This window comes from Rhodococcus sp. EPR-147 (genome assembly GCF_001647185.1).
Taxonomy (GTDB): domain Bacteria; phylum Actinomycetota; class Actinomycetes; order Mycobacteriales; family Mycobacteriaceae; genus Rhodococcoides.
Window position 1 is genome coordinate 1 of the sequence record NZ_LVCU01000317.1, and the last position, 15,047, is coordinate 15,047.

A 15,047-nucleotide genomic window follows, 5' to 3' on the forward strand; every position below is an offset into this window, starting at 1 on the left:
ACGCTGCCTGGATGCAGTTCCAGCGCAGACTCGGCGACTACGTCAGCGCGATGCGCGACGGCGATGCGCTGGTGATCGAGTCGCGATACGACAGCACCGACGGCGTGCCCGACACCGCAGCCTGCGTGCAGTTCTACGCGTGGGATCTCGACATGGTTCGCTGCGAGATCCCGGCGAACGAGCACCTGCACCGCAGCCGTGCCATCACCGAAGAGCAGCGGGAAGCGCTCAGCGCGTTGGGGTTTCGAATGTCGGCCGATTCCGAACCGACCGCGCCGCACGTGGACCGGAATCGATCGTGGTCCGACGATCTGGCCAAGACCACCGTTGCGGTGTTCCGTGACATCTGGGGTCTCCCGCATCCGTCGTTCCTGAGCTCGCGCGCCACCGGCCGATACGACGTACCGAGTTTCGACATCGCCACCCCCGAGCCCGGCATCACTGTCGTTCCGATGTGCGTACAGCCCAAGGGCAAGGAACACCTGCAGCAACTGGTCGATCGAGCGCTCGAACCGTGGTTCGGTTTCCCGCCGGATCACGACCCCGACGGTGACATCCCCCTGCGGTTCGTCAACGGCACCGCGTACGTGTCGGTCAAGCCCACCGAGCCTGTGGTCGAGATCAATTCGACGCTGGTGCACGCCGTGTCGGGACGAACCCGCGCAGCCGAGTTGTTGGTCGATCTCAATTTGCAGTTACCCGATGTGATGCTGCACCTGGTCCAGGACTGCATCGTCGCCCAGGTGCGGGTGAGCGGCTCCCCCTTCGTCGCCGATCACTTGCTGTGGGCAGTGCGGATGCTCAGTCACGTATGGGAGCAGGTCGACGAGAAATTCGCCGAGGATTTCGGTGGAGCGCTCGGCGAACCGACGCCGCCCCCGATCGAGGCAGAGGACTTTCCGGACGGTCTGCTCGAATTGGTCGACCTGATAGCCGAATCCGAGGAGCCACTCGACCTCGACACCGTCCTCGAACGTTGCGACTCCGATCGCGATGTCGTCGCCTCCTACCTGCGCATCAGCGCCGAGCAGGAGGCGTCGTGGCGTGGCATGGCGGTCGCTGCCGATCTCGGAGACGAGCACTGCGACGTCGACGAGGCAGACCGCGAAGCCGGCAAATGGGGCCGCGCCGTGGCTGCGCTGCGCGAGGTACTGCGCAGCACACCCGAGCAGGTCACGCCGGTGGTCGATCCGTCGGCGATCCAGTTGCAACTGTTCGAGACCGACGAGGTGGCCGAGGTATCCGACGAACGTTCGGACGAACAGTAGAGGGAAACCGAACTGGGTTTTCCAGCACGCTTCCCTTTCGTGTTAACTGGGGTTACATTAACGCTATGTTCGCACCTCGTTTGGAGAAGCCATGACACTGACGACAGGCAACGCGTCCGTTTCGGTCGATACCGACACCGCGGACGAGCAGCAGTACATCGAGACACTCACCCTGTTGTCCGAGGGTTCTGTTCACAAGCACTTCGACCCCTACGTGGATATCGACTGGGAGTCCGAGAAGTTCGCGGTGCCCGCAAGCGATCCTCGCTGGGTACTGCCCGCGAAGACGGACCCGATCGGCGGCCACGCCTGGTACCGAGCGCTGCCGCTCGAGAAGCAGATCGAGATCGGCATGTGGCGTCAGGCCAACGTCGCCAAGGTCGGTCTTCAGTTCGAGAACATTCTGATCCGCGGCATGATGCAGTACGTGTTCTCGCTGCCCAACGGCTCGGCCGAGGCACGCTACTGCACCCACGAATCCATCGAAGAGTGCAACCACACCCTGATGTTCCAGGAGATGGTCAACCGCGTCGATTCCGATGCTCCCGGCATGAGTCGGCCGATGAAGATGCTGTCGCCGTTCATCCCCCTGTTCGCCACTTTGTTGCCCGAGTTGTTCTTCGTCGGCGTTCTCGCAGGCGAGGAGCCCATCGACCACATTCAGAAGTCGGTCCTGCGGTCCGGTGAAGAAATCCACCCGATCATGCAGAGTGTCATGGCAATTCACGTCGCTGAGGAAGCACGGCACATCTCGTTCGCACACCAGTTGCTGCGTCGCCGCGTCCCCAAGATGTCCAAGGCCGGACGGTTCTTGCTCTCGCTGGCCTTCCCGATCACGATGCGCATTCTGTGCGACGTCATCGTCATTCCGCCGAAGAAGTTCTGGACGAAGTTCGACATCCCGAAGCAGGTGAAGAAGGACCTGTTCTGGGGCACTCCGGAGTCGCAGCACGCACTGCAGGACTACTTCGGAGACGTCCGCATGCTGGCCAACGACACCGGAATGATGAATCGCGCCGCTGGCCTGATGTGGAAGCTGTGCGGAATCGACGGCAAAGCGTCCCGTTTCCGCAGCGAACCCGACCGCAGTTCCAGCCAGTTCGCCGCATAGCTCGCGCCCCAGCCGTCAGGAAACCTCATGCCCCACGTCGTCACCCAGTCATGTTGCAGCGACGCATCGTGCGTCTACGCGTGTCCTGTCAACTGCATTCATCCCACTCCCGACGAGCCGGACTTCCTGACGGCGGAGATGTTGCACATCGACCCGCAGTCGTGTGTCGACTGCGGCGCGTGCGTCTCGGCCTGCCCGGTCGATGCCATTGTGCCGCAGGCGAAACTGACAGAGGCACAACTGCCGTTCCTGACGATCAATGCGGATTTCTACAAACAGGAGCGCCCGCCTCGGCCCATCCTGGCACCGGTCACGCCTGCTGCGTCGGTCTCGCGGGATCGTCAGCCGCTGCGAGTCGCGATCGTCGGGTCGGGCCCATCGGCCATGTACGCCGCGGACGAACTGCTCACGCAACCAGGCGTGAGCGTCGACGTCTACGACCGACTCCCGCAACCACACGGCCTCGCTCGCCTCGGCGTCGCACCCGATCATCAGAAGACGCGTCAGGTATCGCGCTTGTTCGAAACCATCTCTGCGCAAGAGGGATTCACGTACCACCTCGGCGTGGAGGTCGGCAAGGACGTCACGCACGACGAGTTGATGGACACCCACCACGCCGTCATCTATGCGGTCGGGGCGTCATCGGATCGTGAGCTCCGCATTCCCGGTGCCGAATTGCCCGGGCGCAGTTCGGCTACCGACTTCGTCGCCTGGTACAACGGCCACCCCGACCACGCACATCGCACGTTCGATCTCTCGCACGAGCGCGCGGTGGTCGTCGGCAACGGCAACGTTGCCCTCGACGTCGCCCGCATTCTGACGATGAATCCGGATGCGCTCGCTCGGACCGACATCGCTCCGCACGCCTTGGACGCATTGCGCCACAGCTCCATTCGCGAGGTGGTCGTCGTCGGTCGCCGCGGCGTGGCGCAGTCCGCCTTCACCGTTCCCGAGTTCGCCGGGCTGCTGACCGTCCCCGATATCGACCTGGCCATCGACCGCAGCGAACTCGCGCTCGATCCGGTCACCGTCCGACTCGCGAGCACCGACGACCTTCCCCACGCCGTGGCGCAGAAGCTGCAGTTGCTTCGCCACGTCGACGAATCCCCCGAACACAGCGACGGCCGCAGGCGAATCACCCTGCGCTATCTTCTCTCCCCCACCCGCATCCTCGGCACCGATCGAGTGACGGGCGTCGAGTTCGAGCGGATGGGCCTGTCCGCCGACAGCGAGGACGTGGTTCGCAGCGTCCCGACCGGCGACGTGGACATCGTCGAGGCCGGGCTCGTCCTCACCTCGATCGGCTACCGCGGCGTCGCGCTCCCCGGAGTTCCGTTCGACGATCGTGCCGGCATCATTCCCAACAACGGCGGGCGCGTCCTGGAGGAAGTAGGTGGGTCGACCGCGACCGGCACCTACGTCACCGGCTGGATCAAGCGTGGCCCCTCGGGATTCATCGGCACCAACAAATCCTGCGCGCAGGAAACCGTCGGACACCTGGTCGACGACTTCAATGCCGGTCGCCTGACGGACCCGATCGAGTTGCCCAGCACGTGGCCGGCCGACTCGAGTCGAAGCCCACTGCGACGCTCGAAAGCACTGCTCTCGACGCTGCGCCGCTCCTGACCGATCGCGCACCCCGGTTGGGATCAATGTGCCTTTCGGTCACTCCGAGTGCAACAACGTCGCATTCATCCGGACGGCCTCGAGGTTGAAGCGTCTACTATCGGGGTAACTACAGTCATCGGTCACCGACTCACGGCGGGCCAACACCTCGAGGAGCACGAGATGCCGGCCCTGCGACGCATCTTCACCAGAACTGCTGTCCCAATTGTCGGTATTGCCATGGCGTTGGTATGCGCGGCACCGGCCCAGGCTTTGCCGACACCCGGCGACCTCTCCGATGTCCCGGCACGGACGTCGTTGTCGTACGAACATCTCCCGACAGGGACCTATGTGGGCAGCGCTGAGGACAACTCGGCGCGCCCTGGACTGTCGACGGTCAAGCTCTACATGGCCGATTACGTCGTCCGTTTCGGCGATGGTTCGCCGAGAGACCTCGACCTCGCCGCGCGGATGATCCAGGTCAGCGACGACGGTGCCGCTTCGACGCTCGACAACAAGTACCCACAGGCCATTTCGGCGACCGCCGTGGAGTACGGACTCACCTCTACCTCGCGGGGAGGTTTCTGGGGCAGCTCGTCCACGAGCACAGCCGACACGGTGCGATTCTTGGCGGCGAAGAAGCGCACCGATCCCGCCAGCCCGGTCCTCGCCTGGATGAACACCGCGGCTCCTGTGGCACGCGACGGAATGGTTCAGGACTGGGGCACCCAGCGATTGTCAGGCGTGACGGGGAGCAAGTGGGGATGGGCCGACGACCGGTCGAGTGTTGTCGCGTCAGCGTCGATCGGCGATGATTTCGTCGTCGCCTCCAACACGTACGGACCGAGCAGCACCAACACCGACGACGTCTTGGGAGCGCTCGGCGGAATCGAATTGACGGCACCGCCCGCCGCCGTCTCTGTTCCGAACCTTCCCGTGATCCCCGGTCTGCCGTCGGTCGAGGAATTGCTACAGATGCTTGCCCCTCGCTGACACGTTCGAATAGTTTGTCGGACCCCTCCCCTACTCTGCGTCTCACCGAACAGTTCGGTGACCACACCGGGGGACGTGGAGGGGACGACGATGAGTCGTATCGATTTGGACAGTTTTTTCAAGTACACCCGGGCGACCGGCGCGTGGCAGGATGCCGATCCGAGCGAATTACTCGACAGCGGAATCGGATTCGCCCAACTCGGATCAGCGGGAAAAGACAGGGTCCGGCTGGTAGCGGAACGCTTGGCCGCTCTGGATGCGCAACAGAGTCGTTCGGTGCACGATTGCGCGGCGCGAACACTCGACGATGCTCTCGACACGGCGTTCGAGAACGGTTGGCAGCCAACCGAACTCGTTCATGTCACGCTTCAGTGCGCCGGAGGCGACGGCATAGTGGTCATCGTCGAGGCCATCGGAGCACACACGGCACGAAGCTCGGCCGAGCGCCTCGCTCCGGATTCATGGCGTGATCAGCTATCCGAGCTGCGAGTCGACTCCGCCGGGGGCACGACCGCCGAGAGACTTCAAAGGTGGCGTTCGTACAACCGACGATCGTCGGCGCAGTCCTGGTACACCCTTTTGCTCGTACTCGGTTGTTCGACATGGCTGTTGCCCCTCGAGAAGCTCCTGCCCCCTCCGGCCAGGTGGACCTCACAGTCGGCAGCGACCGGCCCCCGGCGAGCCACGGACTCGAAGATGCTCGGCAGAATCCGAGGGCTGCTGGCCAAGGCCGAGTCGACGCAATTCCCCGCTGAGGCCGAGGCGTTATCGGCCAAAGCCCAAGATTTGATGACGCGCTACGCGATCGACAGCGCGCTTCTCGATGTGGGGAACCCTCGCAGCCTGATCGACGATGTCGTCACGCGACGCATCATGGTGAGCAATCCGTACTCCAAAGCCAAACTGCTTCTGCTGCACTGCGTATGCCATGCAAATGGTGCCAGGACACTGTGGAAGAAGAAGTACTTGCTGGCCAGCATCATCGGCATGCCCGTCGATCTCGATCTGTGCGAGCTCCTCTACACCTCGCTACTCGTGCAAGCGACGCGCGCACTCGACGAGGTGGCCGATTCGCCGGCAGCGCGGACCCGTAGTTTCCGCAACGCATTCTTGATCGCCTACGCCCACCGTATCGGCGAACGACTGACCGAAGCACGCGACCGCGCCACCGCGGCCGCCACTCGACAACACGGCTCTGCGCTGGTGCCCATCATGGCGGAACGAACCGACGCAGTCGACCGAGCGTTCGCGGCCCGGCATCCGACGACGAGAACGATCAGGTTCAGCAGCGACAACACAGCGGGATCGCATGCCGGCCGCGCCGCCGCCGAACGCGCGGACCTTACCGGTGGGCGCGAACGTATCGACAAATCCGATCTGGCCTCGTAGTGCGCGCTACATTGGCTGACATGACAGGTCTCGATACTCCCCTGACGCCCCTTCGCTTTCTCGAACGCGCAGCGGAGGTCCACCCCCACAAGACCGCCGTGGTGGACGGGCCCAGGACATTCACCTACGAGCAGTTCGCTGCCGACGTCACCCGGCTCGCGCACGCACTGCGCGCGTCGGGTGTCGGCCACGGAGATCGGGTGGCCTACATCGCGTCCAACTCTGCAGAGCTGTTGTTCGCGCACTACGCGGTTCCACTGGCCGGTGCCGTTCTGGTCGCAATCAACACCAGACTGTCGCCCGCCGAGGTTCGCTACATCTGCGATCACTCCGGTTCGGTTCTGCTGGTGGGTGATTCGGAGCTGCTGTCCGGACTCGGAACAGATCCGATCGCCGATTCGGTCCGTGAGATCGTCGAGACACCCGCCGTCGACGGCAGTTACGCAACGCTGCCGCACGCCACTCGATACGATGCCTTCCTCGAGAGAGGCTCCGACGATCCACTGGAGTGGGAGGTCGACGACGAGACGTCGACCATCACGATCAACTACACCTCGGGCACCACCGGTCGACCCAAGGGCGTGATGTACACCCACCGCGGTGCCTATCTCAATTCGCTCGGAGAACTGCACCACCAGGGATTCGGCATCGACACCCGATACCTGTGGACACTGCCGATGTTCCACTGCAACGGATGGTGCACCACCTGGGCGGTCACGGCCGCGTCGGGCACGCACGTGTGCCTCCGCGGAGTGCGCGGAGACGCTATCTGGTCGGCCATCGACAACGGTGTCGATCACCTTGCCGGCGCGCCGACGGTGCTGACCACTCTTGCCACTGCCGCAGAGGCGCATTCGCTCGACAGACCCCTGACCATCGTCACGGCGGGCGCTCCACCGAGTCCGACGATCATCAGCAAGATCCGAGCGCTGGGAGCGACGCTCGTACACGTGTACGGCCTCACCGAGACCTACGGTCCGTACTCGGTGTGCGAGGCGAAACAGGAATGGCTCGAATTGGACGCCGACGACCAGGCTCAGCGCTTGGCTCGACAGGGAGTCGGCATGCTCACTGCCGACCGTTTGCGCGTGGTGCGAGACAAGCCGGATGCAGGCGGAACGTTGATCGACGTCGAACCCGACGGCGTCGAAATGGGTGAGATCGTCATGCGCGGCAACAACGTCATGAAGGGGTACTACGACGACGCAGCCGGTACGACGCAGGCCTTCGCGGGCGGCTGGTTCCATTCAGGAGATCTCGGGGTGATGCATCCCGACGGCTACGTTCAGCTGCTCGATCGCGCCAAGGACGTCGTCATTTCCGGCGGCGAGAACATCTCGACGATCGAGGTCGAACAGGCACTTGCCAGCCACCCGGCCGTCGCCGATGTGGCGGTCATCGGAGTGCCGGACGACAAATGGGGAGAGCGACCGAAGGCATTCGTGGTGCTGGTGCCGGGTGCGGACGCCTCCGAGGCAGAGCTCGTGTCGCACGTGAAATCGGCTATCGCGTCGTACAAAGCCCCGCGCGCAGTCGAATTCATCGTCGAGTTGCCGAAGACATCGACCGGCAAGATCCGAAAGAAGGAGTTGCGCGACGCCGAGTGGGGCACGTCCACGTCGAAGATCAACGGGTAGCCCGGAAGGTCAGGCCATCTGCACACCAGCGATTTCGGTGACGCCGCCCTTGCCATCGAACGACAACTGCCGAAAGGCCACCTTCTCGACAAAGAACCTGTCGTGACTCACCAGAATCACCGCACCGGGAAACGCCATCAAGGCGCGTTCGAGTACCTGAGTGCTCTGCAGGTCGAGATGGTTGGTGGGCTCGTCGAGCACGATGACGCCTGCGCCGAACAGTAGGCACTGAGCCAGCGCGACGCGCGCTTTCTGGCCTCCGGACAGAACTCCGATCTTCGACTTGAGATCCAGCTCGGAGAACTGCAGCAGCGTCAGGAAGCGGTGCACTTCCTTCTTCGTTGCCGTGAGTGCGAGACTGCCCGGCATTGCGTTGACCGAGTGCGACACGGTGTCGTCGAGATCGAGATCGGCCAGCACCTGGTTGTAGTAGATGAACGACGGAGCCTTGGTCTTCCATTTGATCTTGCCGTCGTCCGGTTGCTCGGCACCGACGAGGATGTCCACCAGAGTGGTCTTTCCACATCCGTTGGGTCCGGTGATGGCGATACGGTCGCCGCGGTGCACGGTGAACGAGATGTTCTCGAAAAGTCGTTGCTCGCCATAGCTTTTGGAGATTCCACTGATCTCGGCCAGGTTGTCGTGCACGTGCAGTCCGCCGTAGATCGCAGTGACCACCGTGTCGACGGGGCGCGGACTCTTGCTCTTCTTGATGTTCGCCAGCCGACGCTTGAGCACCCCGCTGGGGTTCTTCACGGCTTCCTTGCGATCGCTGATCGCTTCCTGCTCGTAGGCCAGCAATTGTTGTTCGTTGCTGAACTCACGTTCGAGGTTCTTGAGCCTGAACTGCTTCTGCTGAACGTATTCCGAATAGCTTCCGTCGTACGTCTGCAGGTGATGGTTCTCGATTTCGACGATGCTGGTGACGACCTGCTCGAGAAACGCGCGGTCGTGCGAGACGACGAGGAGCGCACCGCGGAAGTCGCGTAGCCACCGTTCGAGCCAGGCGATTCCGGCAACGTCGAGGAAGTTGGTCGGCTCGTCGAGCAGCAGGACGTCGGGTGCCTCGATCAGGATCTTGGCCAGCGCTGCGCGGTTGCGCCAACCACCCGACAGGCGATCGACGGGGAGCTCACGTCGTTCGGCGTTGAATCCGAGCATCGACAGCACCGTGTCGATCTGCTGGTGGTAGGTCCAACCGCCGCTGTTCTCCATGGCGTCGAGCAGTTCGGCTTGCCGATCGACGAGCTTGTACATCTGCTTCTCGTCGAGATCACCGCCGAGTGCTGCCTCGACTCCGGCCAACTCGACCTCGATCGCGTGGACAGCGACGAACAGCGATTCGAGCTCCGCTTGGATGCTGCGATCGCCGTCGAGTTCCGAGAACTGCGAGAAGTACCCGATTCGTGCGCCCTCGGTGACATCGACGGTTCCGGAATCGGGCGTCTCACGCCCGAGAAGAAGCTGCAGCAGGGTGGTCTTGCCCGTACCGTTGCGGCCGATCAGACCGATGCGATCGCCGTCAGCGAGACGAAAGAACACCTCGCGCAACATCACCTTCTGGTCGTATCCCTTGGCGACGTCGTTCAAGCGAATCCAGCTCAAGCGTTCACTTCTCCTGAAAAAACGGGTCCGCTGAGTCGTCGAACCGGGCCAGCTCACTGTAGCCGGGCTGGAGCCGTCGCCATCCCCGTCGTCCGCCTGATCGGCTCCCCTGCTTCGAATGACCGACGCCGATCGGAGGCACATATCCAGAACCGAGGGGCTGATTCACACCTCGCCGTCGGCCACACTCATCGGTCGGTGATGGTCGCGAGCGAATCGACAGGCGGGGAGACCACCACGGGATCGCGGCCGGACCACAAATCCAGCACGGCCTTGGGACGCGCCAACAACTCTCGCGCGTAATTACGCACCACCGCAAGGGTATTGCAGTCGATGCACTCCGCCGTGACCCCATCGACGTCGAGGTCCATGTCCTCGCACAACGCTACTGCTCGCGATACATGAAGGGGTTGGCTGATGATGAGTCCGCGTTCGACCCCGAAGGTCTCTTTCGCCCGTGCGCAGGTGTCGTAGGTGTCGATGCCGTGATCGTCTCCGATGATCACCGCAGGATCGATTCCGTGCTCGATCAGATAGTCGGTCATCGCTTGAATCTCGTTGCCCGAGTTACCGTCTGCATCACCGGAAACCAAAATTGCCTTGATCTTCCCCGCCGCCATCAACGCAATCGCAGTGTCGAGACGTCCGGAGAGAAATCGCATCGGCTTGCCGTCGCGCACCTGTGCACCGAGGACGATGGCCACCGGTGCGTCCGGCGCATCCTCGACGTCGTAGACCTTCCCCGCCGTCGTGTATGCCACCCACCCGGCCGATGCCAGAACGACGGCCACCAGGGCTGCGACGACCGCGCAGCAGGCACGAACGAGTCGCCCGGCCAATCCTCGGGACTTCGATACGGTACTCATGATCTCGTTTCGTCGGTGGGAAGAAACCTCAAGCTAACCCACCAATACGAAGTCCGAGCGTCGCCGAGGCGCACCCATACCGATTCCACAGTGATCCCTCAGAGCCCGCCCCTGCTTGATTGCACTGTTCGGACACGGAGTACCGTTCGATCAGTGAATCCGCTGCTGACCTCTCGACGCTATGTCGACTTGCGTCTGCAAGCCAGCGCTACCTGTTGACGGTTCTCTAGACCGCATCCCCTCCGCTCGGCCGATCGGCCGGCGAGTATTTCTGTCGTCCATCCTCGGCGACACCTCTCCTTTTCGAAAGGCATATCCATGTCTGCGCCCAGCGCTACCCGAACGCGCCGTGTCCCTACCTGGGCAACCGCGTTCGGTCCACAGATCGTTGCCGGTCTCGTCCTCGGTGTCGTATTCGGACTTATCGCCCGGTCGATGCCCGATGCTGCAGACGGCAACGAGAACTGGTTGGTCGGCACGCTGTCGACCATCGGTTCGAGCTACGTCAAGCTGCTCACCGTCGCGGTGATCCCGCTGGTGTTCACCGCAATTGTCAGTTCGATCGCCAACCTGCGCGAAGTCACCAATGCCGCGCGTCTCGCCATTCAGACGCTGTGGTGGTTCGCCATCACGGCATTCATCGCCGTCATCATCGGCATCGTGATCGGGCTGGTCGCGCAGCCCGGTTCGCGTACCAGCGCAGGTGCCGATTCGGCGGGCGATCCGTCGAGTGTCGGGTCGTGGTGGTCGTTTCTCACCGGTCTGGTACCGAACAACTTTCTCGCACTGGGCGCGAAGACCACTGTCGCCGAGAGCGGCACCGCAACCACATCATTGAGCTTCAACATCTTGCAGTTGCTGGTCATCGCCGCTGCCATCGGTATCGCAGCGCTCAAGGTCGGCAAGAAGGCCGAGCCGTTCCTCGCGTTCAACGCGTCGCTGTTGGCCATCGTGCAGAAGGTTCTGTGGTGGATCATTCGCCTCGCGCCGATCGGCACCGCCGCACTCATCGGCAACGCGGTGGCGACCTACGGCTGGGATGCCATCGGCTCGCTCGGCGTCTTCACCGTGTCGATCTACGTCGGTCTGGCTGTGGTGTTCTTCGTGGTGTACCCGGTGATCGTTCGCGCACATGGACTTTCGGTACGCAACTTCTACTCGGGAGTGTGGCCTGCCACCCAGCTGGGCTTCGTCTCGCGTTCGTCGATCGGAACCCTGCCACTCACCGAACGCGTCACCGAACGTAACCTCGGAGTCCCGCGGGAGTACGCGTCGTTCGCGGTACCTCTCGGGGCAACCACCAAGATGGACGGTTGCGCGGCAATCTATCCCGCGATTGCGGCACTGTTCGTCGCTCAGTTCTACGGCATCGATCTGACCATCACCGACTACCTGCTGATCATCGTGGTTTCCGTGATCGGTTCTGCAGCAACGGCGGGAACAACAGGTGCGACGGTGATGCTCACCCTCACGCTGTCGACCCTCGGATTGCCGTTGGCCGGCGTCGGTCTGCTCCTCGCAGTGGAGCCGATCGTGGACATGGGTCGCACCGCAGTCAACGTCACCGGTCAGGCATTGGTGCCGACCATCGTTGCCAAGCGCGAAGGAATTCTCGACCTCGAGCGCTACAACGCTCCGCGGAACGGCGATCCTTTCGTCGACGAGGAAGCGGAAGTGGAACTGGCTCGCTAGCAGCGTATTTCGAACGATCGATCCCGACGACCGAGCAACTGGGTCGTCGGGATTTCTCGTCTATTTCGGCGGGGAGAGAGCCTCTACGGTGGCCGCAGTCGCAGTATCCGTCGCCTCGACACTGGCGAAATAGTGTTGAAAGAACTCCCGCATCGTCTTGATGATCTCGATCTGCTGCTCGATCGCAAAGCGCGCGGAGCCCTCCTCGGCCACCGCGAGGCGATGAAATTTGGCCCCGAGCATCTGAGCTGAGGGCAGCTCACCGAATGCTTCGAGCTTCGATAGTCTGAGCGTCATTTCGAGCATTCTGTACAAATCGTCGAGGTAATCGGCACATACGTTGTCGCACTCGCGCGCCATGTCCGGTTCGACGTGAAGTGCGCCGTCCGATGCTTGCTGTCGTAGCGACCGCCAGTGGGTCAAGTTCTTCTCGAGTCGTTCGGATTCGTCGATCATTGAGTCCTCTTCTCAGGCCGGCAGGAAGCTCTGGAGCTCGGTGGCGTGTCTGTGGACCTCGGCGCAAGGGTCCCCCAAAACGTCTTCCAATCCGATCCTGTCCAAGGCGAAGATGATCAGATTTCCACTCACATCGAGCACAATGTCGCATCCAGTCGGCGGATTTCCCTGGTAGTCAGCGTTGTAGCGCACTGCGTCACGCGAGCCGACCTGGATAGGAAGCTGCCGCTCGTTCTGCGGGCTGCGCAAGTATTCGTCGATCGAGTTGATGGACGACATGACGGAGAGGTAGTACCAGGGGTTGGTTCCGGAGGCGTCCCAGGTGCAGTTCTTCCAGCCGGGGTACGTCGTGATGCCCGCGAAGTCCGGTCGCTCGGTGCTGACGTCCAACCCACTTGCTGTCACTGCAGACTTTGGGATGGTGCAGGGGTCGAATGGCTCCGGGGCCCCCGCCGTCGTCGTCGATTCCGTTGAAGAGGCTCCACTGGCGGCGGGTGTTCCCTGCGTCGATCCCGTACAACCCGCCAACAACAGCGCCGAAGCACAGACCGCCGCGAACCTCCGCCCACTCACTACCCGCATTCGTTCAACCTCTCGACACAGACGTCACTGAGAGGTTGGACGCGAGGGGCACCCGATCGGTTCCCTATACGCGCTGCGAGGCCTTGATCTCCTGCGACTCGACCGAGTGAACACTCCTACGTTCCGCTGCCCACACCCACAGAGCCAGCGACATCAGCGCGATCACTTCGGCGACGACGAGCACTCGCTCCACGTAACCGAGGGTGACCACCCGGTACCAGGGTCGCGGGCCGGTGGCACCGGCGACCAGTGCGTAAGCGATGGGCAGCAGCGTCACGACCGACAGCATGCTCAGTCCCAGTGTGATCCGGGCCCGAGCCGCCCACACGGCGTCACGAATCCAAGGACGGGAGAAGAGAAAGACGGCTACCGGGATACTGACGAACGCCACAGCCGCACCGAGTCGGTGAATCGTCCCGCCGACGCTCAGCGACGCGTCGTTGGACCAATCCTGTTTCGGCACCGCGACGACGGCCACGAGCCCCACGGTCCACAGTGTCAGGCAGATCGACGCGGCCGATGTGGGCCGGGTGAGTCGATGCCGAAGTGCGGACGCAAGAGTGAGTGCCGAGCCTAAGGCGAGCAGAACCACCCCGATCGAGAACACCCACTGCTGCGCGCCGAGTCCGTATTCGCTGATCGTGCGGCGCAAGTGCGAGGGCGTCTGCAGAGCGGTGTACACATCGAGAACCAGCACCACCACCGCACCCAACACGATCAACAGAGCGCCGATCCTGGCCGGTCGAATCTGCACGTTGTCTCCACCCTCCGGGACGACGTCGATCGCCGTCCACACTCCATGTTGCCCGAAGAATCGATCTACATACCTTGACCGGGGCTGTAGCGTCGAATAACGTACAACCACATGGTTGTAGATCAGCTGGATGACGCCGGCATCGATCGCCTCTTCCAGGCATTCGCCGACACGACGCGTCGTGACATCGTCGCGAAGGTCACTGTCGGTGAGCAGTCGGTCTCGGAGTTGGCTTCTCACTACGCCATGAGTTTCGCCGCCGTACAGAAACACGTCGCAGTTCTCGAACGCGCTGCGGTGATCACGAAACACAGGCGTGGCAGGGAGCAGATCGTGCGAGTTCGATTGGACACCATCGCCCGAGCCCGCGCCTTGCTCGACGGATACGAAGAGATATGGCGAGATCGCGTCGGGCGGATCGACGAACTTCTTTCCCAGGACGAGAAAGGCTGAATCATGCCGTTCATCAGCTCACACAAGGATGCAGAGAATTTGACCATGACCGTGGTCGCGGAGTTCGACGCGAAAGTAGAACGCGTCTGGCAGATCTGGGAGGACCCACGCAAGCTCGAACGGTGGTGGGGTCCGCCGACATGGCCTGCGACATTCGTCTCCCACGACTTCGTTCCGGGCGGCAAGGCGTCGTACTACATGTCTGGGCCCGACGGCGAAAAGGCTTCCGGCTGGTGGCTTTTCACCGATATTTCAGCTCCGATCACGCTGTCCTTCGACGACGGGTTCGCCGACGACTCCGGCAACCCGTCGTCGACGTTGCCCGTCACGCACGCCGTGGTAACTCTCGAGGACGTCGACGGCAGAACGCGCATGACCATCCTGTCTCGATTCGACAGCCTGAGCCAGCTCGAAGAACTCGTCGCGATGGGTGTGGAGGAAGGCATGGCGTCGGCAATCGGTCAGATCGACGCCATCGTCGCCGAGTGATCGTCGCGCGTGGAACCTCGACCCCTGCTACGAGTTTCCGCGCACCTGCGGCGCAGCCGCTCTCATATGGAGGTCGGCCTGTCAACGACGGCATGGTGAAGCGGTGGCACGCACCGTCGTGTGTGCCACCGCTTCCTGTTGCCGGGA

14 protein-coding genes are annotated in these 15,047 nt (G+C 62.7%); 9 read left to right on the forward strand and 5 right to left on the reverse strand.

From position 1 onward, the window contains the following. The 6 genes from A2J02_RS28290 to A2J02_RS14940 all read left to right on the forward strand — a co-directional run. Positions 1-1,268: T3SS (YopN, CesT) and YbjN peptide-binding chaperone 1 (locus tag A2J02_RS28290; protein WP_068050904.1), on the forward strand; the 1,268-nt coding region annotated here is incomplete at its 5' end. 91 nt (positions 1,269-1,359) lie between these two features. Then, positions 1,360-2,379: an AurF N-oxygenase family protein gene (locus A2J02_RS14920; protein WP_068050906.1), complete on the forward strand. Its 1,020-nt coding sequence runs from the start codon at positions 1,360-1,362 to the stop codon at positions 2,377-2,379. Positions 2,380-2,406: 27 nt separating this feature from the next. Beyond that, entirely contained in the window at positions 2,407-4,005 is a 1,599-nt protein-coding gene (locus A2J02_RS14925) for an FAD-dependent oxidoreductase (RefSeq protein ID WP_068050908.1), read from the forward strand. Positions 4,006-4,167: 162 nt separating this feature from the next. After that, positions 4,168-4,977, forward strand: coding sequence for a hypothetical protein (locus tag A2J02_RS14930; protein ID WP_068050910.1), 810 nt, complete (start codon positions 4,168-4,170; stop codon positions 4,975-4,977). Between the two features lie 90 nt (positions 4,978-5,067). Continuing rightward, complete coding sequence (locus tag A2J02_RS14935; RefSeq protein WP_068283174.1) at positions 5,068-6,366, forward strand: DUF2786 domain-containing protein; 1,299 nt, start codon at positions 5,068-5,070, stop codon at positions 6,364-6,366. Positions 6,367-6,386: 20 nt separating this feature from the next. Further along, positions 6,387-8,003 (forward strand): AMP-binding protein, encoded by a 1,617-nt coding sequence (locus A2J02_RS14940; RefSeq protein WP_068050914.1) that lies wholly within the window; start codon positions 6,387-6,389, stop codon positions 8,001-8,003. Positions 8,004-8,012: 9 nt separating this feature from the next. Here A2J02_RS14940 and A2J02_RS14945 read toward each other — a convergent pair whose 3' ends face one another. Both A2J02_RS14945 and A2J02_RS14950 read right to left on the reverse strand, forming a co-directional pair. After that, positions 8,013-9,608 carry an ABC-F family ATP-binding cassette domain-containing protein gene (locus tag A2J02_RS14945; protein ID WP_068050916.1) on the reverse strand — a complete coding sequence of 532 codons (1,596 nt, stop codon included), beginning with the start codon at positions 9,606-9,608 and terminating at the stop codon, positions 8,013-8,015. Positions 9,609-9,796: 188 nt separating this feature from the next. Next, complete coding sequence (locus A2J02_RS14950; protein ID WP_068050919.1) at positions 9,797-10,474, reverse strand: SanA/YdcF family protein; 678 nt, start codon at positions 10,472-10,474, stop codon at positions 9,797-9,799. A gap of 318 nt (positions 10,475-10,792) precedes the next feature. Here A2J02_RS14950 and A2J02_RS14955 point away from each other — a divergent pair, with 318 nt between their 5' ends. Further along, complete coding sequence (locus A2J02_RS14955; protein WP_068050920.1) at positions 10,793-12,166, forward strand: dicarboxylate/amino acid:cation symporter; 1,374 nt, start codon at positions 10,793-10,795, stop codon at positions 12,164-12,166. Between the two features lie 60 nt (positions 12,167-12,226). Here A2J02_RS14955 and A2J02_RS14960 read toward each other — a convergent pair whose 3' ends face one another. The 3 genes from A2J02_RS14960 to A2J02_RS14970 form a co-directional block, all read right to left on the reverse strand. Continuing rightward, a complete protein-coding gene (locus tag A2J02_RS14960; protein WP_068050923.1) occupies positions 12,227-12,622 on the reverse strand; it encodes a hypothetical protein in 396 nt (131 codons plus the stop codon). A gap of 12 nt (positions 12,623-12,634) precedes the next feature. Continuing rightward, positions 12,635-13,204 carry a DUF3558 domain-containing protein gene (locus A2J02_RS14965; RefSeq protein WP_082898798.1) on the reverse strand — a complete coding sequence of 190 codons (570 nt, stop codon included), beginning with the start codon at positions 13,202-13,204 and terminating at the stop codon, positions 12,635-12,637. Positions 13,205-13,268: 64 nt separating this feature from the next. After that, entirely contained in the window at positions 13,269-13,958 is a 690-nt protein-coding gene (locus A2J02_RS14970; RefSeq protein WP_068050932.1) for a DUF998 domain-containing protein, read from the reverse strand. Between the two features lie 111 nt (positions 13,959-14,069). Between A2J02_RS14970 and A2J02_RS14975 the strand changes: the two genes are divergently transcribed. After that, positions 14,070-14,411: an ArsR/SmtB family transcription factor gene (locus tag A2J02_RS14975; protein WP_068050928.1), complete on the forward strand. Its 342-nt coding sequence runs from the start codon at positions 14,070-14,072 to the stop codon at positions 14,409-14,411. A 45-nt stretch (positions 14,412-14,456) separates the two neighbouring features. Beyond that, positions 14,457-14,900: an SRPBCC family protein gene (locus A2J02_RS14980; protein ID WP_331712049.1), complete on the forward strand. Its 444-nt coding sequence runs from the start codon at positions 14,457-14,459 to the stop codon at positions 14,898-14,900. Positions 14,901-15,047: the final 147 nt, after the last annotated feature.